This window comes from Scytonema sp. PCC 10023 (assembly GCF_963920835.1).
GTDB lineage: Bacteria > Cyanobacteriota > Cyanobacteriia > Cyanobacteriales > Nostocaceae > Kalymmatonema.
On record NZ_CAWUDP010000007.1, the window covers coordinates 54,192 to 80,193 of the forward strand.

20 protein-coding genes are annotated in these 26,002 nt (G+C 44.1%); 14 read left to right on the top strand and 6 right to left on the bottom strand.

Going from position 1 to position 26,002, the window contains the following annotated elements:
• Positions 1-648: 648 nt before the first annotated feature.
• The 4 genes from bchB to ACM0OZ_RS06430 all read left to right on the top strand — a co-directional run bounded on the left by bchB (position 649) and on the right by ACM0OZ_RS06430 (position 6,361).
• Complete coding sequence (gene bchB, locus ACM0OZ_RS06415) at positions 649-2,175, top strand: ferredoxin:protochlorophyllide reductase (ATP-dependent) subunit B (RefSeq protein ID WP_414581963.1); 1,527 nt, start codon at positions 649-651, stop codon at positions 2,173-2,175.
• Between the two features lie 880 nt (positions 2,176-3,055).
• Complete coding sequence (locus tag ACM0OZ_RS06420) at positions 3,056-4,270, top strand: DUF4336 domain-containing protein (protein ID WP_414581964.1); 1,215 nt, start codon at positions 3,056-3,058, stop codon at positions 4,268-4,270.
• 160 nt (positions 4,271-4,430) lie between these two features.
• A complete protein-coding gene (locus ACM0OZ_RS06425; RefSeq protein ID WP_414581965.1) occupies positions 4,431-5,534 on the top strand; it encodes an ATP-grasp domain-containing protein in 1,104 nt (367 codons plus the stop codon).
• A 245-nt stretch (positions 5,535-5,779) separates the two neighbouring features.
• Positions 5,780-6,361, top strand: a complete 582-nt coding sequence (locus ACM0OZ_RS06430) for a hypothetical protein (RefSeq protein WP_414581966.1) — start codon at positions 5,780-5,782, stop codon at positions 6,359-6,361.
• Positions 6,362-6,428: 67 nt separating this feature from the next.
• Here the strand turns inward: ACM0OZ_RS06430 and ACM0OZ_RS06435 are convergent, their stop codons facing one another.
• Complete coding sequence (locus ACM0OZ_RS06435; RefSeq protein ID WP_414581967.1) at positions 6,429-7,562, bottom strand: acyltransferase family protein; 1,134 nt, start codon at positions 7,560-7,562, stop codon at positions 6,429-6,431.
• 258 nt (positions 7,563-7,820) lie between these two features.
• On the opposite strand from ACM0OZ_RS06435, the gene ACM0OZ_RS06440 reads away from it, so the two are divergent.
• Complete coding sequence (locus ACM0OZ_RS06440) at positions 7,821-7,946, top strand: hypothetical protein (RefSeq protein WP_414581968.1); 126 nt, start codon at positions 7,821-7,823, stop codon at positions 7,944-7,946.
• An 86-nt stretch (positions 7,947-8,032) separates the two neighbouring features.
• Positions 8,033-8,491 (top strand): peroxiredoxin, encoded by a 459-nt coding sequence (locus ACM0OZ_RS06445; protein WP_414581969.1) that lies wholly within the window; start codon positions 8,033-8,035, stop codon positions 8,489-8,491.
• Positions 8,492-8,589: 98 nt separating this feature from the next.
• Here ACM0OZ_RS06445 and hpf read toward each other — a convergent pair whose 3' ends face one another.
• The gene (gene hpf, locus ACM0OZ_RS06450; RefSeq protein WP_414581970.1) at positions 8,590-9,246 is read right to left on the bottom strand and encodes a ribosome hibernation-promoting factor, HPF/YfiA family; all 657 of its coding nucleotides are present in this window, start codon (positions 9,244-9,246) and stop codon (positions 8,590-8,592) included.
• 670 nt (positions 9,247-9,916) lie between these two features.
• Between hpf and lipB the strand changes: the two genes are divergently transcribed.
• On the top strand, positions 9,917-10,570 hold the full coding sequence (lipB, locus tag ACM0OZ_RS06455; protein ID WP_414581971.1) for a lipoyl(octanoyl) transferase LipB: 654 nt from the start codon (positions 9,917-9,919) through the stop codon (positions 10,568-10,570).
• Positions 10,571-10,618: 48 nt separating this feature from the next.
• Entirely contained in the window at positions 10,619-10,798 is a 180-nt protein-coding gene (locus tag ACM0OZ_RS06460) for a hypothetical protein (protein WP_414581972.1), read from the top strand.
• 91 nt (positions 10,799-10,889) lie between these two features.
• Here the strand turns inward: ACM0OZ_RS06460 and ligA are convergent, their stop codons facing one another.
• The gene (ligA, locus tag ACM0OZ_RS06465; RefSeq protein WP_414581973.1) at positions 10,890-12,953 is read right to left on the bottom strand and encodes an NAD-dependent DNA ligase LigA; all 2,064 of its coding nucleotides are present in this window, start codon (positions 12,951-12,953) and stop codon (positions 10,890-10,892) included.
• Positions 12,954-13,295: 342 nt separating this feature from the next.
• Between ligA and ACM0OZ_RS06470 the strand changes: the two genes are divergently transcribed.
• Positions 13,296-13,496, top strand: coding sequence for a hypothetical protein (locus ACM0OZ_RS06470; RefSeq protein ID WP_414581974.1), 201 nt, complete (start codon positions 13,296-13,298; stop codon positions 13,494-13,496).
• A 62-nt stretch (positions 13,497-13,558) separates the two neighbouring features.
• Here the strand turns inward: ACM0OZ_RS06470 and tnpA are convergent, their stop codons facing one another.
• Entirely contained in the window at positions 13,559-13,972 is a 414-nt protein-coding gene (gene tnpA, locus ACM0OZ_RS06475) for an IS200/IS605 family transposase (RefSeq protein ID WP_414581975.1), read from the bottom strand.
• Between the two features lie 65 nt (positions 13,973-14,037).
• Here tnpA and ACM0OZ_RS06480 point away from each other — a divergent pair, with 65 nt between their 5' ends.
• Positions 14,038-15,489, top strand: coding sequence for an RNA-guided endonuclease InsQ/TnpB family protein (locus tag ACM0OZ_RS06480; protein ID WP_414581976.1), 1,452 nt, complete (start codon positions 14,038-14,040; stop codon positions 15,487-15,489).
• A gap of 159 nt (positions 15,490-15,648) precedes the next feature.
• On the opposite strand, the gene ACM0OZ_RS06485 is transcribed toward ACM0OZ_RS06480, so the two are convergent.
• Both ACM0OZ_RS06485 and ACM0OZ_RS06490 read right to left on the bottom strand, forming a co-directional pair.
• The gene (locus tag ACM0OZ_RS06485; protein WP_414581977.1) at positions 15,649-16,752 is read right to left on the bottom strand and encodes a glutamate--cysteine ligase; all 1,104 of its coding nucleotides are present in this window, start codon (positions 16,750-16,752) and stop codon (positions 15,649-15,651) included.
• A gap of 38 nt (positions 16,753-16,790) precedes the next feature.
• Positions 16,791-17,609: a class I SAM-dependent methyltransferase gene (locus ACM0OZ_RS06490; RefSeq protein WP_414581978.1), complete on the bottom strand. Its 819-nt coding sequence runs from the start codon at positions 17,607-17,609 to the stop codon at positions 16,791-16,793.
• Between the two features lie 283 nt (positions 17,610-17,892).
• On the opposite strand from ACM0OZ_RS06490, the gene ACM0OZ_RS06495 reads away from it, so the two are divergent.
• The 4 genes from ACM0OZ_RS06495 (at position 17,893) to ACM0OZ_RS06510 (ending at position 25,616) form a co-directional block, all read left to right on the top strand.
• Complete coding sequence (locus ACM0OZ_RS06495; RefSeq protein WP_414581979.1) at positions 17,893-18,585, top strand: Mo-dependent nitrogenase C-terminal domain-containing protein; 693 nt, start codon at positions 17,893-17,895, stop codon at positions 18,583-18,585.
• Between the two features lie 150 nt (positions 18,586-18,735).
• Positions 18,736-19,764, top strand: coding sequence for a GTPase ObgE (obgE, locus tag ACM0OZ_RS06500; RefSeq protein ID WP_414581981.1), 1,029 nt, complete (start codon positions 18,736-18,738; stop codon positions 19,762-19,764).
• Between the two features lie 420 nt (positions 19,765-20,184).
• A complete protein-coding gene (gene iscB, locus ACM0OZ_RS06505; RefSeq protein ID WP_414581982.1) occupies positions 20,185-21,468 on the top strand; it encodes an RNA-guided endonuclease IscB in 1,284 nt (427 codons plus the stop codon).
• Between the two features lie 395 nt (positions 21,469-21,863).
• Positions 21,864-25,616, top strand: coding sequence for an MHYT domain-containing protein (locus ACM0OZ_RS06510; protein WP_414581984.1), 3,753 nt, complete (start codon positions 21,864-21,866; stop codon positions 25,614-25,616).
• Positions 25,617-26,002 lie beyond the last annotated feature (386 nt).

Consider the following 26,002-nt stretch of genomic DNA (forward strand, 5'->3'; position numbering starts at 1 on the left):
TTATATTAAGCACGTCTTTAATCGTAGCGATCGCAAGAGTTTACACCGTGTGGATTTATCGGGCGCTGGTCATGCTGGTCATCGCTTGCCCTTGTGCTTTAGTGATTTCCACCCCCGTTTCGATTGTCAGCGCCATTGGTGCTGCAACTCGTTCTGGAGTTCTGTTCAAAGGGGGCAATGCTTTTCATGTCCGGATAAACACTTATAAAAAACGAATAACCTCAAGAGCCTACGGCACCCTATCCTTAAAAAGGAGAGGGTTGGGGTGAGGTAAAGCAGGAATTATAAGTAATTAAGCGGACACGATATAACGTGTCCCTATGCCGTGTGGGCACGCACTCGCAAACAATATCAACACCACAAAGCCACTACTTATTAAGAACTTTGCTTAAAAATTAAGATTCATATCACTTTGACAACATAGATGTTGTTTAAGTCGAAAGCCGAATCATAATCAGCAAGGAGGTTTGGGCGATCGCGCAAGGCACAGTGCCCTCAGAGCAATTGCTCCTCTATTTGAACTTTCTTAACCCTCGCTTCTTCCAAGCTGCAAGTTCTGAGAAAATCAGAAACGATTTAAAAAACAAGCACTCATTAATCCACCTCTCATCGGATACATTTTGTTTCACAAAAAGGGAGAACACAAACATGAAATTGGCTTACTGGATGTATGCAGGTCCTGCCCACATTGGCACTTTGCGAATCGCCAGTTCCTTTAAAAATGTTCATGCCATTATGCACGCGCCACTGGGTGATGACTACTTCAACGTCATGCGCTCCATGTTAGAGCGGGAAAGGAACTTCACCCCTGTGACAACCAGTGTCGTTGACCGTAACGTTTTGGCACGCGGCTCCCAAGAGAAGGTGGTAGACAACATCACCCGCAAAGACGCTGAAGAACGCCCAGACCTGATTGTGTTAACTCCCACCTGCACCTCCAGCATTCTACAAGAAGACCTGCACAACTTTGTGGAGCGGGCGCAGCTAGAAGCGAAAGGAGACGTGATGCTAGCGGACGTGAATCACTACCGTTTCAACGAACTGCAAGCTGCCGATCGCACTCTGCAACAAATCGTCCAATACTACATCGAGAAAGCCCGCAAGAAAGGCGAACTCCCCGAAGGTAAAACAGAAAAGCCCTCCGTTAACATCATCGGTAGTTCCACCCTTGGTTTCCACAACCAGCACGACTGCACCGAACTGAAGCGGCTGATGGCTGATTTGGGAATTGAGGTGAATACCGTCATTCCCGAAGGTGCTTCGGTTCACCAGTTGAAGAAGATGCCTACAGCCTGGTTTAACTTGGTGCCTTACCGTGAACTCGGCTTAATGGCAGCTCGTTACCTGGAAGAACAATTTGGAACGCCCTACGTAGACATTACCCCGATGGGTGTTGTGGAAACTGCTCGTTGCATCCGTAAAATTCAGCAGGTAATTAACGGTCAAGGTGCGGATGTGGATTACGAAGAATACATCAACGAGCAAACCCTGTATGTCTCTCAGGCTGCTTGGTTCTCCCGTTCCATTGACTGTCAGAACTTGACCGGCAAAAAAGCTGTGGTTTTTGGTGACAACACCCACGCTGCTGCTATGACCAAAATTCTGGCACGGGAAATGGGGATTCACGTTGTTTGGGCTGGCACCTACTGTAAGTATGATGCAGACTGGTTCCGCGAACAGGTCAGCGAGTATTGTGATGAAGTGCTAATCACCGAAGATCATGGTGCAATTGGGGATGCGATCGCCCGCGTCGAACCTTCTGCTATCTTCGGTACCCAAATGGAACGCCACGTTGGGAAGCGCCTTGATATCCCTTGCGGTGTGATTGCTGCACCGATTCACATCCAGAACTTCCCCATTGGTTACAAGCCCTTCATGGGTTACGAAGGAACAAACCAAATTGCAGATTTGGTTTACAATTCCTTCACCCTAGGAATGGAAGACCACCTGTTGGAAATCTTCGGCGGACACGATACCAAAGAAGTCATTACCAAGGGCATTTCTGCTGATTCTGATTTAGCATGGGCTAAGGATGCGCAAGCAGAATTGAACAAGATTCCTGGCTTTGTGCGTGGTAAAGTCAAGCGCAACACCGAGAAATTTGCTCGTGAGCGGAATATCACTCAAATTACCGTAGAAGTGATGTATGCTGCTAAGGAATCTGTGGGCGCGTAGTTTGTAGATGGGTTTCCATTTTTCGACTGTAGGGTGGGCAGTGCTTAGTAAAATCTGATGAGATGGACATAAGTTTAGGGCACTGCCCACCCTACTACTTGGTTGTGAGCTTGGTTGTGAGCTAAAGCTTATGGAGTCTTTTACAAAAGTCAAAATTGGAGAAAATTAAACCACAGATGGACACAGATGCACACAGAGAATTTATGTGTATTAATCTGTGTGTATCTGTGGTTCTAAATATCCTTAAAATCATAACTGCGAGAAGCCTATTGGAAAGAAACACTCCAAGGATAGAAGAAGCAAGGAATAACCATTTTTATTGTTGGTTGTAAGCTTTAGCTTATGGAGTCTCTTACAAAAGTCAAAATTGGAGAAAATTAAACCACAGATGGACACTAGTTAATTATCTGTGTCCATCTGTGGCAGGACTTACGCACTGAACACCCGAAACCTCGATCCCCCCTAGCCCACGCCAGTCCGCTCAACGGGACGGCAGTTTGCACCGTCGGGGGAACCCCCGCAACGCACTGCCTCGGGAACCCCCAAAACAAGGCTGGCTCCCCTTAAATCAGTTATCAGTTATCAGTTATCAGTTATCAGTTATCAGTTATCAGTCCTGACGGCGTATGGTGGGGGATGCGCTCACCGCCACCAACGCATAAAGGTGCTCTTGGTGGGGGACGCGCGACCACTCGTATTTATTTAACTGATAACTGCGGCTGGTACTGTTCACTGTTAAAAAGGGGGGAATCTTAAAAGCCCCCTTGGGAAGGGGGTTGGGGGATCTCTTCTGCGTAAGTCCGATGTGGTTCTAAATATCCTTAAATCATACTTTTGCAAGAAGTCTATTACAAAGAAACACTCCAGGGGTAGAAGGACGATGAACTCACAGGAACGTCAAAGGAAGATACAGCCACAGGAGCATCCGAGAGATTGGTCTTGGCCGTTTTGGCCTGCTGTACCGCTCTACCCCTACAACAAGCGGCGGACGCTTCGCAGGGAAATAGTTAAGGACACTATCTGGACATTCGATCAGCTTCAGGGCATCCTCTACACCGTCGTGCCAATTCGTATGTCCGTCGTCAAGCTCGCTGCAGGCGGTCTCCTTGTCTATGCACCTGTTGCTCCGACGATAGAGTGTGTCCGCTTAGTGAACGAATTGGTGGCTGTTCACGGTGACGTTAAGTATATCATCCTGCCAACGAGTTCTGGTTTGGAGCATAAGGTCTTCGTTGGTCCCTTTGCCAGACGCTTTCCACAAGCGCAGGTGTTCGTCGCACCGCACCAGTGGAGTTTCCCATTCAACTTACCGTTGAGTTGGCTTGGGTTTCCTCAAAAACGAACTCACGTGCTCCCAGAGGATTTAAGCGGAACTCCCTTCGCTGATGAGTTCGACTACGCGGTGCTGGACATCAACCTGGGACGGGGTTCTTTTGCAGAAGTTGCAGTCTTGCACAAGCGATCGCGCACTTTACTTGTGACTGATTCTGTGTTATGTGTGCCAGAAGAACCACCGGCGATCGTCCAATTAGATCCGTACCCCTTGCTTTTTCACGCCAGGGACAATGCCGTGGAAGTCATCGAGGACAACGAGGCAAACCGTCGCAAGGGATGGCAACGCATCTCATTGTTTGCGATTTACTTGCGTCCAAGTGTGTTGGAGACAGCTGGAATGGGGCAGACGTTACGCGATGCTCTCAAAGCACCGAATAAGTCCCCAAAAGCATACTTTGGTTTATTTCCGTTTCGATGGAAAGAAAATTGGCAGCAGTCATTTGATGCCCTACGAGGAAATGGGCGTCCATTTGTGGCACCGATTCTGCAAACCCTCATTCTTCCCCAAGCACCAAACCAAGTGCTTAGCTGGGCTGACAAGGTTGCAACTTGGGATTTTGGACGGATTATTTCCTGTCACTTTGACTCACCAATTCCGACGAGTCCACATGAATTCCGGCAAGCATTTGCTTTCCTTGAGAGGAACACGTCTGGAAGCTCAAGCCAGCCCCTCCTGGAAGAAGACTTAAAATTCATCAAGGAACTTGAGGCAAATCTGATCCGGCGAGGTATCGCGACGCCACCTAAAGAGAAGGTTTGAGGTGTCCGGGCGAAAATTGACACTGCAAGCGGAGATACCATCACATTATTTCAATATCTATCTAAAGATATATTTTTATAATTTTTATCTGGTGAGAGTATAAATTTAAGTTTGCCATATTTCGTCAGTTTTCAGTTAACCTAACAATACCGATTGAAAAGTGACTCACTATAAAATTTTCAACCATGACATCATGGTCTGCACCCATGAGTCTGTCATAGGTAATCATCTTTATTCTGGTAGGGTGCTAGGTTTGACTGACCCAGAGGATATTATTCAGTTGCACCCAGATTTAAAATCACAATGGAATATTATTACCGAACACTATGGACGGATAGGTTTAAGCCATAGCAAAAATGTCATCTGGGATGTCTCGCTAAGAGTCTTGGAAGAGTATCCTAACCATAACGTTTCCCTTTTTTTCTTCGGCAATTCTGCAAGCAAAGCCGATTGTGATGAAGATTGGTTTCGCCAGTTAGATTCCGACTGGTTGAAGGCGGTTAAGTTTATGAACTGCAAGAACAACTTCATACAGCTTGCACAAAAGCTGGGAGTTAGCGTTCCTCTAACGTTTTGTTTTCAAAACAAGGCTGCTATCAAAGACTTATCTGAGTTTCCCTATCCGTGTTATTTCAAGCCTACCATTTCCGTTGATGGTGCTGGGATTAGCCGATGTGAAAACCAACAACAGCTTTCCAAAATTCTGAAAACCTTTCCCGATGAAATACCTTTGCAAATCCAGGAGGAAGTCACAGCTTCCTCCTTTTTAAATTTGCAATACTGTGTTGAAGCTTCAAAGCTTCAACGTCTCGCCGTAACTTCTCAAATACTTGATGGCTACGCCCATATAGGCAATCGCTATCCCAGTACGCATCAACCTTGGGAAACTGTTGAACCAATAGCCGAATGGATGGCGCAACGTGGAATGAAAGAGGTATTTGCTTTTGATGTTGCTGTCGTGGAAGATGCAACACAGACGCGTTATCTGGCGATCGAGTGCAATCCACGCTTTAATGGGGCATCATATCCCACCGGTATTGCTAAGAAGCTTAATATGCTCAGCTGGACGTGCGAAACCTTCAAGACGCAATATTGCTCACTCGAAAACCTTGATTTAAGTGATATTGAGTTTAATCCTGAAAGCAATACGGGTGTTGTGCTGGTCAACTGGGGCACTATTCTGGTTGGAAAAATTAGTATCTTGCTTGCTGGAACTGTTCAAAAGCAGAATGAACTGAGAGCCTATTTGAAACAGCGATTTTGAGCGGGTCACATACTCCCTGCACTTGTTATAGGATAGGGCGGGTAGTGAGAGCGATTGCCCAAGGGGCAGTGCGCTCCGCGCGATCGCTACTGGTATTTATCTGGACTTGATATTTAGATGTTGCTTCGATTGAGAAACAATACGAGTCTCTTGCTCTACCGATTTTAATAAAAATTTACGCTTTTCTCGAGCAGAAGCAATTATCGTCTTTAGGGACTCTAATCACATCAAATACAGGGGCAGTGATGATAACTCGTAAAACTTTCACCGTGTTGACAATTTGTGCTTTGTCAGCGCTCACCATTCCGGATGCCCTTTTCCCACGTTTTGCAGAGGCTCAACTCGTGACGGATGCAAGTCATAACCAAACGGATTGTCGTAAATCAATCGTCGGTACATACTCCGTGAGAACGTTTCTTAATGGCGACTTTGTAGGACGTAGGGTGATAACACTGACTGAAGACGGCAATTTTTTTGCCATTGACTCGAACCAAGGCGGTAATCAGGGCGTCCCCAGCGCCGCTCAGTCCTTCCCCAACAATCGTTTCACCAATGGACAAGGCGTTTGGAAGTGTACTGAAAAGGGAGAAATTACCGCCACGGCACTCAACTTCAATTTTCCTTCTCCGGAAAGCGCACAGCCCGTCACGACTGGTCGAGCCGATTATCGTGCGACGTTTAATCCAAAAACTCAGACATTGCAAGGGACATTTGAAATTCGTACCTTCGACCTAAGCCAAAATCCCCTAGACGATAATGTTCCGGTGGGCGAGGGTGAGCCGTTCAGGTTCACCTTCACTGGGGAACGCGTCACTATCCGCAACTAGCAGCACCCCATCAACTGTTGGCATAAGCTGAGGTGCAAGTGTTGCCTTATGCCAAACTGCGTCAACCTCAAACCTTAAAAAACCATTGTCGCTGATACATTCCATAAGCAACTGCTACCAACACTAATACAGTGACTATGGCGAACAATAAAGAACCATTCACCGCCCCAGCCCAAGAGGCAAACAGATTTTGGTAAATCCAATTGTAGGTGCTGGGAGCATTTTCCCCAGATCCAACTTTGGTTCTCACCAAGATTTTAATCAGCAGTGCAGAAGCAACGAAAAGGGAGATAGCATTTAATCCCATCACTTCAAAGGGTTTACTCCAGCGCCGCACCCGTCGCACTTCAATAAGTTCGTAACAAGCTGCAAGTAACAATAATGCCCAACCACTAACGAAAACTACATAAGAACTCGTCCACAACTTTTTGTTAATTGGGAACGTCCAGCCCCATGCCCAACCAATAATTAAGCAACCAATACCAAATAATACTAAACCTATGCTTGTACGAGATTTGACTGGCTGACTGCGTATCCATTGTCCAGCAAAGTAGCCAGCCAGCACACTAACAACAGCGGGAATCGTGCTAAAAAGTCCCTCTGGATCTCCCAGATTATTAAAACCGTCGCCTTTATAAAGATGTGCTTGAGGAATGATCAAACGGTCTATATAAGCACCCAAATTTCCCTCTCGCGTCAGCACTCCAGCACCATAACCGGGAACTGGCACATACATCATTGCTAACCAGTAACCGATGAGTAACACCCCCGCCAGTATCCATTGTCCTTTACGCGGAAGGTTGAGAACTGCAACACAAGCAAGTAGGTATGTCAGGCTGATGCGTTGCAACACTCCCATAAAACGGATAGTACTCAAATCAAAAGTCCAAGGACCTTTATTCCAAAAGCCGTTGAGTAATAACCCCAAAGCAAATAAAATCGCGGCGCGGCGCAAGATACGCCAGTAAACAGGTGCTGTGGGTTTGTTGTCGTCAGTGTACTTTGACAAAGAGAAAGTCATCGCCACACCGATAATAAACAAAAAGAAAGGAAAGACTAAGTCAGTTGGTGTGCAGCCGTGCCATTTTGCATGGAGTAGTGGAGGGTAGACATTAGGTTCAGCGATACTCGCCATGTTGACGAGAATCATCGCAGCAATAGTCATGCCGCGAAAAACATCAAGTGAAGTCAGACGACCCATAGACGGAGTTTTGGATGAAATACTATAGAGTACTCCGCCTGATGCAGGTCATCAAGATAAATTTGTAAAGCAACACACAAGTTAAAATTTTGTTAATAAGTGTCTAGATGTACAGTGAGGAATTATTTGTCTGCTTTAAGTGTTAGAATTTCCTACCCAGAAGGATCTGGGACTTCAATTTGTTATTGACTTTTAAGTGTCACTTCCTAATGAGTGCTGCTGGTAGCATTAGGTATCAGTTAGTTGAAGGACTTTTGTATGGAAGTATTCGTACCATTAATTGTCTTCTTTTTGTATATAGTCACCATTCTCTACGTTCTTTCTCTCCTCGATCGACTTGTTCGTGCTGTTGAACGTATTGCCAATAAACTTGATGAGCGATGATCAAGCGTTGGTAAGTTAATTAACACTGACAAATAATTAGTTAATCTACATATACACACATACACTAGATTCGGAATTTTAAATCTATGCCAGTCAAAGTAGGAGACACAGCTCCCGATTTCACTTTACCCTCCCAAAATGGTACATCAGTCAGCCTTAATAATTTTCGTGGCAAACCAGTCATCCTGTACTTTTACCCCAAAGATGACACACCAGGATGTACGGCGGAATCGTGTGCCTTTCGCGACCAATATGAGGTATTCAAAACAGCAGGTGCAGAAGTCATCGGTGTGAGTGGCGACTCACCCGAATCTCACCAGAAATTTGCCGCAAAATACCAGTTGCCTTTTACCCTTTTAAGCGATAAAGGCGACCAAGTGCGGAAGCAATACGGTGCAACCGCAGCTTTTGGTTTAATCCCTGGTCGTGTGACTTATGTCATTGACCCACAAGGAACTGTGCGGTATGTCTTCGACTCAATGTTTAACTTTAAAGGTCACGTTGAGGAAGCACTCAAAACGTTGCAACAACTGCAAACAGCCTAAGTACAACTAGTTAGAAATTTGTAGCGTTTTTGTTTGTAGTAAGCGCTTTAGCGCTAAAGCGCTCACTACGAACTCCTTAAATCAAAATTGATAGACTACTACACCTTATTGTGGACAGACTTCTCGGGCATAGGAACATAACCATTGGCTGTCTTCCCGTTCTTGCCGTTCTTGCCGTTCGTGTGAGTATTACGGGGTTGAATCACACCATAACCGCCATGATTACGTTCGTAAATGACATTGATTTCGCCAGTTTCAGCATTGAGGAACATATAAAAGTCGTGTCCCACCAATTGCAGATGTTCTAGAGCTTCTGCCATAGTCATGGGTGGCATGGCAAAATATTTGCAGCGGACAACTTCTTCAGGCAGTTCGGGAGTGCGATCGCCAATCAAATCTGTCACGACTGTCGGTTGGACAGTTCCTTCGATTGTCTCTTGGGCGTGTGTTTTCTTCTCTTGACGCCGTTCTTTGTATTTACGGAGCCGACGGGCTATTTTATCTGCCACCAAATCTATGCTGGCGTATAGATTCTCGCTACTCTCTTCCGCACGAATGACACTGCCATTGGCATAAATAGTGACTTCAGCCGCCTGTCTGGGATTAATTCGAGGATTACGAGCTACGCTTAGATGCACATCCACTTCATTTGTGATGTTTTGATAATGATTTACTGCTTTTTCAATCTTTTGATGTACGTAATCCCTAATTGCCTCGGTGATTTCAATATTTTTGCCGTGGATGACAAGCTTCATGTAAACTCTCCCGCTCAATGTATGTAAATTTGGTGTGGATGAAAAGGAAATGCGGTAAGGTCTATCACTGCCGCCACAACCAATCTTGGACAGATTTAGATTAGACTTACTGCTGGTATGACGCCTATGTCAACATTGATTTGACGGTTTCGTAGTCAGCGATTTAGCGCTAAAGCGCTGACTACAAAGACTTACATATCAACTTCATGTTGACAACCTACTACCTTAAGCCCACCAAAGCCGAGTTTTTTCGACGTGTAGCCTGTGTTTATCTACGACGAATTTCTGCTGTGATTCCAAATTGGTTGAAAAGCAATTGGATATCCACGCAGACATCGTAGGTCTTCTCCTTGCTGGAGGCTTAATTGTTTTTCCCAAAATACACAAGTCTTTTTGCACTTCTTAATCTTGTATTTTATGTCAACCATTGTTTAGGCGTCATCAGCCAGTACATCTGTTACTATTTTCTTGGCGTGACGGTTATTGCAGAGAATTCCTCCCAACACCATTGAGGTTATATATTCAAAACTAGCACCTTGTATTTTGCAAAACCGATTCCCTTGACTTTCCTTTAAAATCCTTTGCAAAGCTTGACATTCTTTGACTCATATTAGTCATATGAGATACACTTTGCTCTCTATTCTGATTCAGTTTTTCCTTAATTTGTAATATGTCTTTGCACAATCGCCGATGTTTGTTATATAACCAGGGAGTCATACCATACTCAGATGCACTCTTGTGGCAGCGCACTCTCCTAGCCGAGCGCATCAAAAACCCCAGCCTAGAGGACGTGCTAATATTGCTAGAACATCCACCCGTGTATACTTTGGGACAAGGAGCCAGTTCAGAATTTCTCAAATTTGACTCCACGAAAACTATGTATGAAGTCCATCGAGTTGAACGCGGCGGCGAAGTCACATACCACTGTCCTGGTCAACTGGTGGGGTATCCAATTTTAAATTTGCAACGTTACCGTAAAGACCTCCACTGGTACTTGCGCCAATTAGAAGAAGTATTAATTTGTACAATCAAAATCTATGGATTACAGGGAGAGCGCAATCCCGGCTTCACGGGTGTTTGGTTAGAAGGGCATAAAGTCGCTGCTATTGGGATTAAAGTCAGCCGTTGGATTACGATGCACGGCTTTGCATTAAATGTCTGTCCTGACATGACAGGATTTGAGCACATTGTACCCTGCGGTATTGCTGATCAACCAGTAGGCAGTTTAGCGCAATGGATTCCTGACATTTCTTTGTTAGAGGTACGCTCTCACGTAGCGCAGTGCTTCGCAGAAGTTTTTGATGTGGAACTGGTCACTGACTAAAATCACAGAGTAAAAGCTGCGTGTCATCCTACTGCAGAGAGAGTTTATTTGGGGAATAAAAAAGATATCCAGCAGGTAGAAGCTGTTGCCAAAGAATTCCGTATGACAGAAGAAGAGAGAAGAGAATTCGGGGATTTTTTGGAATACGAAAAAGTCACTGGTAACGGCGGCACAAAAAATGAACGTGTTCCAACAGTAGAGCAAATGTTTACTCGTAGATTGAGTTAAATTTTGCGTAGTACTTGGCTTTTTTATTAGATTTGAGGATGTTTGAACCTCATCCTCTCCTCCTCTGTGTCCTCCGCGCCTCTGCGGTTTCTTAATCCTGCAACATCTCCAACAACTGTTCTTCACTCAACTGCGGAATACCCAACTCTTGCGCCTTTGTCAACTTAGAACCTGCTTCTTCTCCTACAACCAAATAATCTGTTTTCTTACTCACAGAATCTGTTATCTTCCCACCAGCTTTTTGGATCAAAGCCTTTGCTTCATCCCGCTTCAACGTAGGAAGCGTACCAGTAATCACAAAAGTTTTACCAGCTAACTTTTGCTGACTCTGACTCACCGATGTTTCTTCCACTGCGCTAGCAAATTGCAACCCAGCATCTTGCAAGCGAGAAATCAAAGTTTGATTCGCACTAATGCGGAACCACTGGTGTACAGATTGGGCAATTTCCTCACCGATACCGTGAACAGTTTCAATCTCAGCTTGCGTTGCTTGCGCCAACTGTTCCACTGTGGGAAACTTCTCACTCAATAATTGAGCATTTACGCTACCAACGTGACGAATACCCAAACCATACAACACGCGCGACCACGGTTGGTTTTTCGATTGGGCGATCGCCTCCACCAACTTCTGTGCCGACTTTTTACCCATTCGTTCCAGCGCATACAAATTATCTTCTGTCAAGTCGTATAAATCGGCAACAGAATGCACCACTTCTCTATCCACAAGTTGATGCACCAGCTTTTCGCCCATTCCCTTGATATCCAAAGCATCGCGACTCACCCAATGCTCGATCGCCCCCTTAAGAATAGCTGGACAAGAAGCATTGACGCAGCGAGTCACCGCCTCTCCCGTTTCCCTAACCACAGGTTGACCGCAAACCGGACACTGGGAGGGCATGACAAAGGGGTTGGTATGATCAGGACGGAGTTCTTTAAGTACCTGCACCACTTCCGGAATAATTTCCCCAGCTTTGCGAACAATAACTGTATCGCCAATGCGAATATCTAATTGAGCAACGCGGTCAGCATTATGTAAAGTAGCACGGGAAACCGTTGTTCCCGCGAGTTGCACCGGACGCATTTCTGCAAGCGGAGTCAGCGCCCCGGTTCTTCCCACATTCACAGCAATATTTTCCACGCGCGTGGGTGCTTCTTCTGCTGCATACTTTAGCGCCACTGCCCAACGAGGAAACTTTTGCGTAAACCCCAGCTGTTCCTGAAGCTTAAAAGAATTCAGCTTCACCACCACCCCATCTGTCATGTAGGGCAAATTCAATCTTTCCGTGTCCCAGTATTCGTAATACTGGGCAACATCTTGTAGAGAAGGACACAGCTTGTGGTTAGGGTTGACGCGAAATCCCATCTTTTGTAACAGTTCCAGCGCTTCCCACTGAGTATTAGCAATACTAGCATCATCCAACCCTGGAATGTGCAGCGTGTAGGCAAAGAAATCTAAGCGCCGTCGGGCGACAATTTTGGAGTCCAGTTGTCTGAGGGTTCCCGCAGCAGCGTTTCGAGGATTGGCAAAGACTGTTTCACCTGCTTTTTGCCTTTCCTCATTAATTTGTTTAAACACTTCTAAGGGCAAAAACGCCTCACCCCGCACCTCTACCCTCTCTGGGAGAGAATTTTCACGCAACGTTTCTACATTTAACCGCAAGGGAATTGAGCGAATTGTCCGTGCATTTTGGGTAATGTCTTCACCCGTAACCCCATCACCCCTAGTTGCACCTCTTACGAGAACACCGTTTTCATATGTCAATGCTAAGGCAGAACCATCAATTTTCAACTCGCAGACATACTCTACCTCACCGACATTCGGTGCTTGTCGCCGCCAACGCCCTTCCCATGCCTTTAATTCTTCAATGTTAAACGCATTTTCTAAACTATATAGTGGAATATTATGGCGTACCGAGATAAATTGGGTTGCTGGTCTTTCTCCCACCCGTTGAGTCGGGCTATCAGGTGTTACCAATTCTGGATACTGATTTTCCAGCTGTTGCAATTCTCGATACAGGCGATCGTAGACTGCGTCCTCCATGATGGGCGAATCGAGGACATAGTAGGCGTAGCTAGCTTTTTGTAGTAGTTGTCTCAGTTCTTGAACACGCTGTTTGGCTTCTGTGTTTGTCGCTTCCACCAAATTTATCTCCATTAATCAATAGCGACTAGATATCAGCCGTCTGCGTTTTTAGGGATTGATATCATGTTCGCTTAATTACCCATAATAAAACTTCTTTGTAGTAAGGACTTCGGTCCTTGCTTTGTCGGTAAAGAGGACTAAAGTCCCTACTACGAATTTCCGCAGGGTTATATAAGCGCACATGATAGGAGTTAGTTGGTAAGTTACCCCAATACCCAAAAAGTTGACAGCTGGTAGCTAGTAGCTAATAGCTTAATCAAATTTAACAAGCATCGTCCTCTACTTCCTAGCAGAAGCACACTTTCTCAATAGAGAATTTGCCGCGATATTAGACAAGATTGCATAAATGTTATTATGTCTCGCGCAGAGGCGCAAAGACGAGCCAGCGCTGCAGGAGGGTTTCCCGACAGCCAGGCGACTGGCGTCGCCAAGAAGTACACCAAGAAAACGAATGAGCGCAACAAGCCTATTGTAGCTAGTCGTTTCTATCTTGCTTTGGACATGACAGCAAACGTTCTAGATTTTCTATCTATCAGGCTGCAAGCGGGAGGATGAGAACCCCTAGGCTTTAGCCAGGGGATGAAATCCGACCCGACGGGTTTTAACCCGGCGTTTCTCTACTTTCCGCGTTGATTTTCAATGTACTTTTTTACTACCTCGGTGCTGACTTGACCTGTCGTCGCTACAAAATAAGTCGGAGTCCACAAAGCGGGTAGTTTTTTTAGTTGCGGGAATTCTTTTCTTAGATGATGGGAAGCCCTACCTTTTACCCATCTTGCAATATCTGCGGCTGATTCATTGGTGGGGGCATTAATGAAAAAGTGAACATGGTCTGGCATGATTTCTAATGCAATCATTTTCCAACCGTGCTCTGTCACCAATTCAAAGATTATTTCTTGCAAACGCTTTGCTACGTCCTGTACAAGTACAAGTTTTCTGCGCTTTGGAACAAATACAAAATGATAGTTTATTGACGATACTGAATTCTCAGTGCGCCGATATTCATAATCTTTACTAGAAAGTTTAGCCATTTTCCGTAATTGTGTTGCTAACTAATGTAGTTACAATGATAATAAACAACAGGATGTGAGGCTAGTTGTACAGAACAATCCCAGTTAAAGCAAAGTTTACGGAAGAAGAGAAAGCGTTCTGGTTAGACCAATGTCAACACGCTAATAGTTTGCTTAATTGTGCTATTTATCATACACGTCAAACTCATTATGCGCGTCTTCAAGAGATGGATAATGCATATACCACTTACTGGCGCGGTGACGAGCTACGCAGTGCTTGGAAGACATATCAATGCAACAGTTCTTATCCAGAATTAGATAAAGTCCTCAAAGACAATCCACACTACAAAGGATTGGCAGCACAAGCAGCACAACAAACCTTAAAGTCAGTCGGTGAGTCAATTACCAGTTACAACGGATTGGTCAAGGCTTACTACAAGGGAGAGGTTGACCGACCGTCTTTACCCAAATACCGCAAGAAAGGAGGACTGGCAGCAGTAACATTCCCACGTCAGGCTCTCAGTTTTAAAGATGGACAAGTAAGGCCATCAATCAGCAAAGAAACAAAGCCGGAACTCATCACTGAAATTAAGCTAAAGCTGCCTGATTTTATAGATTCTGATTGGGTGAAAGAGGTAACAATACGTCCAACTCTCGGCGAGTTTGTTATCGATTGGGTAATTGATGACGGCAAGCAACCAATTGAAACCAATCCAAACCTTGATTACAGCCAAGCATGGTCCTTTGACCACGGTGGCACAAACTGGTTGACTGGTATTTCAACACGTGGCAAAAGCTTCATTATTGATGGTCGCAAACTGAAGGCAATGAACCAAGGTTATTGTCGTTTAGTTGCCAAATATAAAGCAGGCAAGTCAGACTTTTATTGGGACAGCAACCTTGACCGAGTGCAGCGACGACGCAACAACCAGATGCGAGACGCAATCAACAAAGCTGCGCGATTCATCGTCAATCGTTGCCTCAGTGACAAAATTGGCAACATCATAATTGGATGGAACGAGGGACACAAAGTTGGATCTGAAATGGGCAAAGTGAATAATCAAAACTTTGTCCCCATTCCAACAGGACGGTTGATTACACGGTTAAAACAACTAGCGGGTGAGTATGGAATTGTAGTAACAGTTACTGAAGAAGCTTATACCAGCAAAGCTTCATTCCTAGATGGCGATAGTCTTCATAAATTTGGTGAAAAACCCACATGTTGGAAGCCATCGGGTAGAAGAATAGAGCGCGGATTGTATAAAACAGCATCGGGTTTGTTGATAAACGCGGATGCAAACGGTGCAGCAAATATTGCACGTAAAGTAGCTACACAGCTAGGCGTAAGCCTAGTCGAGGTAGGTAGGGCGGTTTTGGCAACGCCACAACGATATGACTTGTTTACGCGATTAAATAAATCATATCGTAGACGCAGCGAAGTGGAGCCAGTGCTGCGGGAGGGTTTCCCGACAGCAGGCAACTGGCGGTGGTCTTGTAGACCCCGTAGCTGCAACAGTCTAGAATCCCCCTTTTTCTAAAAGGGGGAGATGTCAATTATTGTGATCGCCCTCTCTTATCAAAGGTTTTGAAGGAGTAATCGCCTATCCACAAAGTTGTTGAAAAAGCGATTATCCTTATGAAAATTCTCATGCCACAGGGGTTGGGTAATGCTTACGCTCACTCAACCTACAACGTTTTTATTGTGCTGAGTAAGTCTGTTTCAGTACCTGTTCTATCACACCTACTCTCTTGTAAACCTCAATCAGTTCATGCGCTGGGGTTCTTCGCTTTTGGAGAAGAATTTTGAGCGGGGTTAACAAATGAACATCTGGATCGTCCACAAGCGCAACTTCAGCTGCTTGCAAAACCGGTGAGGCGATCGCAAAAATATCTTCGTTGTCAAATCCTTCTTGCGCCGAGAGTTGGTGCAAACCGACATCGGGTATTGTTGCTCTACCCATTAGGGATTGGTCTAAAATAAGACCTTTCAACAAGGTTAATAAACTAGCATAAATAGAAAAATCAGCACAACTATCAAACGCCTTAAATTCGATACGACCTACTTCTGCTGGGATACGTGCTATTTTCGTCAATGAAGGGACACTCTTAATCAGTTGTTCCTGTTTCTCTACAAAAACCAGCGTTGCTGGTCTTTTTCCTGTCCTAATAAACGTTCGTACTGACAGTCCTTGCCACAACTCACCTTTATAAAAAGGAGAACTATAACTGAAAGGAACGATGTAGGGACTGTAATAAGTCAGCTTTCTGCCAATATCAATTAGATGTTCAACAGGCAAGTCAGCGACTGAAATATTTAAATCTGGTCCATATGTCACCATGTGAATGTTGGCAGTTTGCTCTTCCGGATCACCCTGTAATTGTCTTATTTCATAATCATTTAATGGTGGCTCAGGCTGATAAACAGTACGGTACGGATTAAAACTGACTAAAATCGGCGAAAAACCAAATTGTGCAGCAACCTCACACAGCAGATGAAAGCTTTCTGATAATTCAGCAATAGTGCTTTGAATGTTAGAGTGTATAGTTGTTCTGATTTCGATACCTTTAGGAACACAATCAATAACTTGTTCGGAATCTGCAAAACGTTCAAATCCCTCAATATACCATCTTTTTTTCCTAATCCCCGCATCTCCAAGACGCAGTTGATAATAGTCATTGGGATATATGGGAAGTTGTTTAACAATTTCATGGAAATCATCAAATTTTGTACAGGAAAAATCTGCAAATTTTCCTTCTTGATTTAGGAAAGCCACTTCATGCTCGATACCGAAATAGAACATTATGATTTATGCCCCTGTGTAAACTTTAAATGACTTGATCAACCTAATTTCACTAAAGCCAAGCGATAGGAATTTCGTAGGGGAGGAATATACGAAAATAGCAAGCGATATATCAGAGGAAAACGTCGCAGATATTTAGCTGGTAAGTCTGCAAAAGTACAGGCTTCCATCACTTGATATCGGGAGTCCCAGTTTTTAATCTGGTGAATATCTGAGATACTCCAAACCAATTTTGCCGAAGTGTGTTTTAGTGTTCCATGTCTTTTTTGATTCTTTACAAATAATCGAGATACAGAATCAAAGGCAAACCAAGAACCAGGAAAATGCTCTAAAAGATTGGCAAACAACTGCTTGACCTGCTGTTCGTTAAAATACATCAATACCCCTTCTGCTACAAACAGACAAGGTTCTGCACTCACCGCTTTTACATTCGCTATCCAGTCTGTCTCTAAAGCAGAAGCAGTGATAAACTTACGCCGTTCGGTTTCTTCAAAAAACTGCTTTCTCAGTCTCATTGAATCTGGCAAGTCTAAATCAAACCAGCGCACCTCGCCGTTATCCACTCGTTCAAAGCGCGTGTTCAGTCCTGCACCAATCTCGACAACCGAACCTTGGGGATGCTGTTTAAGGTAACTGCGTACCCAGTTGTCAAGTATCAGCCCTCGCAAACAGCAGCCTACTTGAGACCCTTTTGCAGTAGCCAATTTATCAAAATCGTAATCAATTGCCTCAAGTATCTCAGCCGATTTGGAGTCGCAGATAATCGGATCAGGTTGCTGTAGTTCAGCAGCTCTTGCCCAAAGGGTAAGGAGTAGTGTTTCTTGTACGATGCCTAAGTCAACTTTGGTTTTAGTCATCAACACCTCGACAGAATTGCTTAATTTGCTGTTTGTTGTTCTAAGTAGAAAAAATTTTCAATATTCCCTTCAGACGGATTGTACCGCAAGTCAGTACTGAGTGCTAAGTAAAGTACGCAAGACCGTGCTGAATGCTGAGTAGGGTACAAGAAATTATGGAAAAAATGGCTCAAAACTTATTGCTCAGTACTTAGGAATATTAAAGGCTTTGGCAATAAGCACCACAGTTTGTCATCTAAGCGCAGGTTACTATGGACGTGAGAGTTGCTTGAGGCGTAACTTTATGACAAGTGCCGTGAAATCTCCCTATACCAGCGAACAAATTGCCGCTTGGCTACGTGGATTACTCACCATTGCTTGGGCTGATGGTGACTTCGATGCCCAAGAACAGGAATTAATTGCCACCATCACCGAAGATGACCTGGCTCCTGGCATCAAAATAGAGTCATTAGACCCAATAGAACCAGAGGAATTAGCCGCTGTTTTAGGGAAAGGGACAAAAACAGCAGAAAATTTCTTACGCACAGCAGTTATGGTGGCGATCGCAGACGGTACGTATTCTTCTAGCGAGGACTATCTGCTGCACCAGTTGTGCCAAGCCCTAGAACAGCCAGAGGATCTCTTAGAAGCCCTCCGTCACACCGTCGAACACCCACAGCCGCAGGTTTCCGGAACGACGACTCCAATTCCCTTACAAGCTGCACCAACAAAGCGTCAAATTGATGCACTGCGCCCTATGCGCGACTGGCTTGACAAGCTAGACATCCAAGACCCTAGAGTTGCTCGTTTTTTATGTAAGATGATACCTAATCAGTGTCCCTTCGAGCGTGATGTCACGCTGTTCAAACGCAAAATTGTTCACATCCCCCCGCTGTGCAAACTCAACCCACTGTATGAACAACTTGTGGGCTTACGTTTCCGCGCTCTATCCTATCTTGCGGATGACTGCGGTGAGGATGTTTCGCCATATATCTAAGTGCTGAGTCCTGAGTGCTGAGTCCTGAGTTACAAGTAAAGAATCAGGTGAGCCTTTGGTTTTAACCAAAGACAAAGTGAGGAGTTGGTGAAAAACTTATAATTTATAACTCATGACTATAACTCATGACTCATAACTCAGGACTGTATTATGCAATTCATCGACCAAGCAGAAATTGAAGTTGAAGCAGGAAAGGGAGGCGATGGTATTGTCGCCTTCCGCAGAGAAAAGTACGTACCAGCGGGTGGTCCGGCTGGGGGGAATGGGGGAAAAGGCGGTTCAGTATTGTTAGTTGCTGCACAAAACCTGCAAACGTTGCTTGACTTTAGATATAACCACCGCTTTCAGGCAGAAAACGGTTCTCGTGGGGGACCAAATAATTGCACAGGGGCAAATGGCAAGGATTTGATCATTGAGGTTCCCTGCGGTACTGTTGTTTATAATGCGGAAACTGATGAGATACTCGGGGATTTAGTCGAACCTGGGCAAACTTTGGTGGTTGCTCTTGGCGGTAAAGGTGGACTGGGAAACAAGTATTTCTTAAGTAACCGCAACCGCGCCCCTGAGTACGCCCTCCCAGGACTACCAGGGGAAATCAAGTCACTCCGTTTGGAGTTGAAACTCTTAGCGGAGGTAGGGATTATTGGGTTGCCAAATGCCGGAAAATCAACTTTGATTTCAGCTTTATCCGCCGCACGTCCCAAAATTGCTGACTACCCGTTTACCACGCTCATTCCAAATTTGGGTGTCGTGCGCAAACCCAGTGGAGATGGCACGGTTTTTGCTGATATTCCTGGACTCATCGAGGGTGCTTCCCAAGGAACAGGGCTGGGACACGATTTTTTGCGTCACATTGAGCGCACGCGCGTGCTGCTACATCTGATTGATGCAACTAGCGATGATGTAGTCGGTGAATATAACACAATTCAACAAGAATTGCAAGCATATGGACGGGGTTTAGTAGAGCGTCCGCAAGTTTTGGCACTGAATAAAATTGATGCTGTTGATCGGGAAACAAAGGATTTGGAAGCGCTAGCGACACAGCTCAATCACCTCTCCTACTCCCCTGTTTTTCTGATCTCGGCAGTTACGGGTGCTGGTTTGGAACCAATGTTACAGCACATTTGGTCCATTCTTGACCAACTTAATGCTCCTGAAGTTAGCGAGAGGATTTTGTAAAGATTATCTTTTAGTAGAAACACTCCTGACAATACATTTGAGAGAATTACACAAGTAGTATTACTAATTCTCCATGACTAGGAGCTTTCTCCGACCCTTCTGTAGTTTCCCCTTACCAAGGCAAGGGGGAATGCCGAAACGGAGGTAATTATTAAGCTCATCGTTACAAAGAATTGGTATAGCTGTCAGAAACCCCACGGATAAATCCGGGGGCTTGAAAAAGCCCATCTGACCAGCCTAAGTTCTTAACTGAACTACGTTAGAGGCAAGAGTTAAAGACCTACCAGGGGATGCTCTCGCTAGTTCCCTGCTCTAGAACCAAACTGTTAAACATCTGTACAAGGGTTAAGGAAGTGCAGCTTGGGTAGTACCGACCTCTAACATTGGCGAAGCTAACATTACCCGCTGCGGAGGGACTTCATGTCCAAAATATTTGTTCTAGACACTAACAAACGACCATTAGATCCAGTTCACCCAGCACAAGCGAGACAATTATTACGAAACAAGAAAGCAGCAGTTTTTAGGCGTTTTCCTTTTACAATTATTCTGAAAGAAGCTTTTGCAGAAGCTCCAGTTCAACCACTAAGATTAAAAATTGACCCCGGAGCTAAACATACTGGCATAGCATTAGTCAACGATTCAACAGGTGAAGTAGTTTTTGCAGCCGAGTTAAAGCATAGAGGCTTTGCAATCCGAGATGCTTTAACCTCTAGAAGACAATTAAGACGTAGTAGAAGAAATCGTAAAACTAGATATCGTCAACCGAGATTTTTGAATAGAACTCGTCTACAAGGGTGGTTAGCGCCTAGTTTACAAAGTCGGGTTGATAATATCAAAACCTGGGTTGACAAGTTACGCCAATTTGCGCCGATTGAAGCCATCAGTCAAGAGCTAGTACGTTTTGATATGCAATTGATGCGTAATCCAGATATTCAAGGCAAAGAGTATCAACAAGGTACTCTTGCAGGCTACGAAACACGAGAATTTCTATTAGAAAAGTGGAATAGACAGTGCGCCTACTGTGGAGTTAAGGATGTTCCACTTCAGATAGAGCATATTCATCCACGAGCTAAAGGAGGAACGAACTCAATTACTAACCTGACCTTAAGTTGTGAGAAATGTAACTTAAAGAAAGGAACTAAAGATATTAAAGAGTTTCTCAAAAAAGACCAATATAGGTTGGATAAAATTTTGAAACAAGCCTGCATACCGCTCTCCGATGCAGCAGCAGTCAACACAGCTAGATTTGCATTGTTGAACGTTTTAAAATCAACTGGATTGCCCGTAGAAACAGGCTCTGGTGGTTTAACCAAGTTCAACCGCAATCAACAAAACCTAGAGAAAACTCATTGGCTAGATGCTGCTTGCATTGGCAAGTCAACGCCAATTCTGAATATCAAGGGAGTTAAGCCTTTGTTGATTACAGCTAATGGACACGGCACGCGTCAAATGTGTGGAACTGACAAATTTGGCTTTCCGAGTAGACACCGCTCAAATAAACAGATTCACTTTGGTTTTCAAACTGGAGACATCGTTAAAGCAATCGTAACTAGTGGTAAAAAGGTTGGGGAATATGTCGGAAGGATTGCTACTCGTGCAACAGGGAGTTTCAACATCTCAACTAAAAATGGACTAGTTCAAGGGATTTCGTATAAGTATTGCAAGCATATTCACAAAAAGGACGGTTACTCGTATGTATTTTAAGACGGCGATTAAAATCGCCTGCACCTTACCCCCATGCATAAATGCAGGGGCTTCCACGGTGCGAGGTATTCGGTGATGGGAAATCACAAAATTAACTTTATACGTGAAATTACGTATTTATTCCCGAAATAAAATAGATTTCCTCATCGTTTTCTTACTTAAACATCATTGATAAATATAGAGTTTTTACATAATGCAGATGATGTGGAGGATAGGATTTATCTGAGATTGCAGCTGGAAATAAGCATAAATTGAGAAAATAATGTTATTAAGTGCTTCTATAAATTAAAAATGCCCAGTAGGGTATATTCCTGCATCCCTAAAAAATATAAGTATGACACTTCCTGAAAATAGCCAGATCAAATTTCAGTCATCGGTTAGGTGCATAAAAAAATATGTATAGCGAAATGACAGGAACGTATAAATTAGAACTAGTAATACTTTCCTTGGCGATCGCAGTTATTTCCTCGTATACAGCCTTAGACTTATCACGACGAGTGCTGCTTTCTAGCAAATGGAGGCGTTTGCTGTGGCTATTGGGGGGATCTGTAGCTATGGGAACAGGCATTTGGTCAATGCACTTTGTTGCCATGCTCGCTTTTGAATTGCCTCAGAGAGTGACTTACGATGTATGGATCACTGTGCTTTCTCTGTTATGTGCAGTCCTAGCTTCTGGCATCGCTTTATTCTTACTCTCGCATTCTATTTCAACACCGCTTGTCATTGGTGGTGGCGTTTGTATGGGAGTTGCCATTGCTGGGATGCACTACACAGGTATGGCAGCTATGCGACTTCAGGCGAAGATTGAGTATGACTTAATTTTAGTCTGTTTGTCAGTTGTCATTGCAATTATTGCCTCTTTTGCAGCTCTTTGGCTGGCATTTAGGCTGCAAAAAAATCAAGACTTGAAAGGGGTAATATGGCAGAAAGTTGGCAGCGCTTTTTTAATGGGAATTGCCATCAGTGGGATGCACTACACTGGAATGTGGGCAACTCACTTTATCGCCCACAAGAATTTATCAAAAGTGGAATCTCCTGTCATAAGTCAGCCCTGGTTGGCGATTGCCATTAGCATTTCGACATTATTCGTCTTAACTTTAGCTTTATTAACTTCTCTATTCGACCAGCATTTAACAGCTCAGTTATTACAACAACAAGCTTTAGAAGAAAGTGAAAAACGTTTTCGGACGCTCATCCGAGAAATGCAAGTGGGAGTCTTGTTGCTTAATTGCAATGGCGAAATTCTGATCAGCAATCAAGCAGCAAAAAATCTCCTCAATCTCGATCCTAATAATAAACAGCGCCAGGTGTTTGGTACAGGTTGGTTGTTGTTGCGTGAAGATGGTACGCCTCTCCCAGAAGAAGAACGACCTGTGTACAAAGCAATAACGCAACAAAAACCGATTCACAATATAGTTATGGGGATTGAAGATCCCAAAAGCCAAGAGCAACGCTGGCTGTTAGTGAATGCAGACCCTCAGATGGGAAATGATGGTAGCGTAGACAGAGTTGTCTGCACTTTTAGCAATATCACTCAAAGAAAGCAAGTTGAAGCGACACTGCAATTGATTGTTGAGGGAACAGCTTATACAACTGGTAATGAGTTTTTTCGCTCGTGCGTATGCTATACTGCCCAAGTTTTAGAAGTTCGTTACGCTTTTGTCAGTGAGTTTACTAATGAGCTGAAAAGCCAGCTTCGTACCCTGGCATTCTGGAATGATGTTGACTACGGTCACAATTTTGAGTATAATATAGCCGCTATTACAGATGAACACTGTAAACCAGTCTTTGGCGGAGTTGACGACAACGTTTCAGTGGTTCTACGTAGAGACAAAGATGTCGGCAAGTCGAATCTTTACAGTTATTTGATGCCCCTAGTTGACTCGAACGGGGAGGTTATCGGTTACTTGGTGGTGATGGATGTCAAACCATTAGAGATTGATTTGGGCAAAGAGTCAATTTTACAAATTTTTGCGGCTCGTGCAGGAGCTGAACTAGAACGGAAACTCGCAGAAGAGTTGCTCGCTTCAAGTGCAGAACGAGAAAGGGCAATTGCCTTTGTGATTCAACGGATGCGTCAAACTCTGGAAATAGAGCAAATTTTTAGCGCGACAACGCAAGAGTTGCGACAAGTTTTAAAGTGCGATCGCGTCCTTGTTTATTGCTTTCATCCGGATTGGAGTGGAGAATTTGTCTCCGAGTCAGTAGCAGAAGGTTGGAAAGCACTGATAGAGGAACAAAAAAATCAACCCGAATTGACACAGGTTGCTGTCAATCAAGACAATTGTGCTATTAAAGGTTTTGCGAATGTAGATAAGATCATACAAGACACCTATCTGTACAACACCCAAGGCGGTATGTACCGTTCTGGCACAAACTATCGCTGCGTTTCGGATATTTACGAGGCTGGTTTTGACTCTTGTTACCTTGAATTATTAGAACAATTTCAAGCAAGGGCTTATCTCACAGTTCCTATCTTTTGTAGCAATGAGCTGTGGGGTTTGCTAGGAGTGTATCAAAATTCTGCTCCTCGTTATTGGAAAGAAGCAGAAATAAAAATGGTGGTTCAGATTGGGGCACAGTTGGGAGTGGCAATTCAACAAGCAGAATTGTTAGCACAAACGCAGAAGCAGTCAACCGAACTCAAACAAGCTAAGGAAATCGCTGATAAAGCTAACCGCGCTAAAAGCGAATTTTTAGCAAATATGAGCCACGAACTGAGAACGCCACTCAATGCAATCCTTGGCTTTAGCCAACTGATGAACCGCGACTCCTCCATAAAAGCAGAGCATCAGCAATTCTTAAAAATCATTAATCGTAGTGGCGAACATCTGTTGGAGTTAATTAACGACATTTTACAGATGTCTAAAATTGAAGCAGGACGGCTCTCATATAATGAAAATGACTTTGATTTGCATCGATTGCTCGATAGTTTAGAGGGCATGCTCAAACTCAAGGCTCAATCCAAGAGTTTAAACTTAGTATTTGAGCGAACCTCCGAAGTGCCGCAATACATTACAACTGATCAAAATAAACTACGTCAGGTATTAATTAATTTACTCGACAATGCTATTAAATTTACGGAAAAAGGCAGTGTAACTCTGCGGGTGTCGCTCACAGATGGCGCAACTGGCGATATAGACGAAGATACGGAAGAAGGAGGAGTTTTTTCTCCCCCTTACACCCTACACTTCGAGGTAACAGACACTGGTCCTGGCATTGACCCCCAGGAGTTCAATAAATTATTTCAAGCCTTTGCACAAACCACAACTGGGTTAAAATCTGGTCAAGGTACTGGTTTAGGTTTATCCATCACTCAAAAGTTCGTGGAAATCATGGGTGGGCAAATCCACGTTAGCAGTACCTTGGGGGTTGGAACTCAGTTTACCTTTTTTATTCCAGCGCGTCAGGCAACAGAAGCGAAAACACAAACTCTTGAATTCACGAGTCAAAAAGCCATACGTTTAGCTCCCCAGCAACCAAGTTATCGGATTTTAGTTGTCGAGGATAAGCAAACCAACCGTATGGTATTAGTCAAGCTGCTGGACAGCTTAGGCTTTCAAGTACAGGAAGCCACCAACGGTCAAGATGCTCTCACTCTTTGGGAAATATGGCAACCTCACTTGATTTTTATGGATATGCGGATGCCGGTGATGGATGGCTATGAAGCAAGTAGATTGATTAAGGCAAGGGAGAAGCAGATGAAACAGATGGTTCCTGATCCTCACCAAACCATCATCATCGCCCTAACAGCAAGCGCTTTTGAAGAAGAAAAACACAAAATATTGAGCGCTGGTTGTGACGATGTCTTGAGTAAACCGTTTCAAGAACAAGATTTGCTAGCAGAAATAAGCAAATACTTGGGTGTGCGATATCTTTACCAAGAACACATTCCAAATGCAGATATCACTCCACCGATGCGTGAGGTTGTTACCAATTCTGCTAACTTGGCTGCTGAGATAGCAAGTATGCCTGCTGAGTGGATACAACAGCTTCACAATGCTGCTAGCCAAGGCAATGATTTGCTGATTGTTCAACTTATGGAACAAATTCCAGCAGACAAAGTAGATTTGATCGAGGCTTTGAAAGTTTTGGTTGAAAATTTCGACTTCGAGCAAGTCATAGCACTGACTCAATCAAAAAAATGATCAGCATTTTTTAACAGTTACCAGTTATCAGTTATCAGTTATCAGTTATCAGTTTCATCCTCCGGGGGAAACACTACACCAAGAGCACAGAAAGCGTTGGTGCCAGTACAACTACACCAGCCCGAGAAAGCGTCACTACGGCTGGTACTGTTTACTCTTTTAAGGGGGTTCGGGGATCTAAAACGAGGGTAAATTGGGTATTTGAGCTTGAAGCTGACACGTATCGCAGGGCAGAACAGCCTACAAAAACTGTATTCAAGGCAAATGAGAACCGCTACAACTACAGTTGCCTTGATTTTCAAAATCTCTCTAAATGTCTTTGGTATAAATTACACCTTTTTGCTAAAATGCGTCATGTTAACTTTTTTGTCCTTACAAAAACCAAT

Coding starts and splice junctions, on each gene's coding strand:
- ACM0OZ_RS06490 (WP_414581978.1), bottom strand. CDS start 17,609: ATGACTAAAACCAAAGTTGACTTAGGCATCGTACAAGAAACACTACTC.
- iscB (WP_414581982.1), top strand. CDS start 20,185: ATGTCCAAAATATTTGTTCTAGACACTAACAAACGACCATTAGATCCA.
- bchB (WP_414581963.1), top strand. CDS start 649: ATGAAATTGGCTTACTGGATGTATGCAGGTCCTGCCCACATTGGCACT.
- ACM0OZ_RS06470 (WP_414581974.1), top strand. CDS start 13,296: ATGTCTCGCGCAGAGGCGCAAAGACGAGCCAGCGCTGCAGGAGGGTTT.
- ACM0OZ_RS06440 (WP_414581968.1), top strand. CDS start 7,821: ATGGAAGTATTCGTACCATTAATTGTCTTCTTTTTGTATATAGTCACC.
- tnpA (WP_414581975.1), bottom strand. CDS start 13,972: ATGGCTAAACTTTCTAGTAAAGATTATGAATATCGGCGCACTGAGAAT.
- ACM0OZ_RS06495 (WP_414581979.1), top strand. CDS start 17,893: ATGACAAGTGCCGTGAAATCTCCCTATACCAGCGAACAAATTGCCGCT.
- ACM0OZ_RS06485 (WP_414581977.1), bottom strand. CDS start 16,752: ATGTTCTATTTCGGTATCGAGCATGAAGTGGCTTTCCTAAATCAAGAA.
- ACM0OZ_RS06445 (WP_414581969.1), top strand. CDS start 8,033: ATGCCAGTCAAAGTAGGAGACACAGCTCCCGATTTCACTTTACCCTCC.
- ACM0OZ_RS06435 (WP_414581967.1), bottom strand. CDS start 7,562: ATGGGTCGTCTGACTTCACTTGATGTTTTTCGCGGCATGACTATTGCT.
- ACM0OZ_RS06510 (WP_414581984.1), top strand. CDS start 21,864: ATGTATAGCGAAATGACAGGAACGTATAAATTAGAACTAGTAATACTT.
- ligA (WP_414581973.1), bottom strand. CDS start 12,953: ATGGAGATAAATTTGGTGGAAGCGACAAACACAGAAGCCAAACAGCGT.
- lipB (WP_414581971.1), top strand. CDS start 9,917: ATGTCTTTGCACAATCGCCGATGTTTGTTATATAACCAGGGAGTCATA.
- ACM0OZ_RS06430 (WP_414581966.1), top strand. CDS start 5,780: ATGATAACTCGTAAAACTTTCACCGTGTTGACAATTTGTGCTTTGTCA.
- obgE (WP_414581981.1), top strand. CDS start 18,736: ATGCAATTCATCGACCAAGCAGAAATTGAAGTTGAAGCAGGAAAGGGA.
- ACM0OZ_RS06420 (WP_414581964.1), top strand. CDS start 3,056: ATGAACTCACAGGAACGTCAAAGGAAGATACAGCCACAGGAGCATCCG.
- hpf (WP_414581970.1), bottom strand. CDS start 9,246: ATGAAGCTTGTCATCCACGGCAAAAATATTGAAATCACCGAGGCAATT.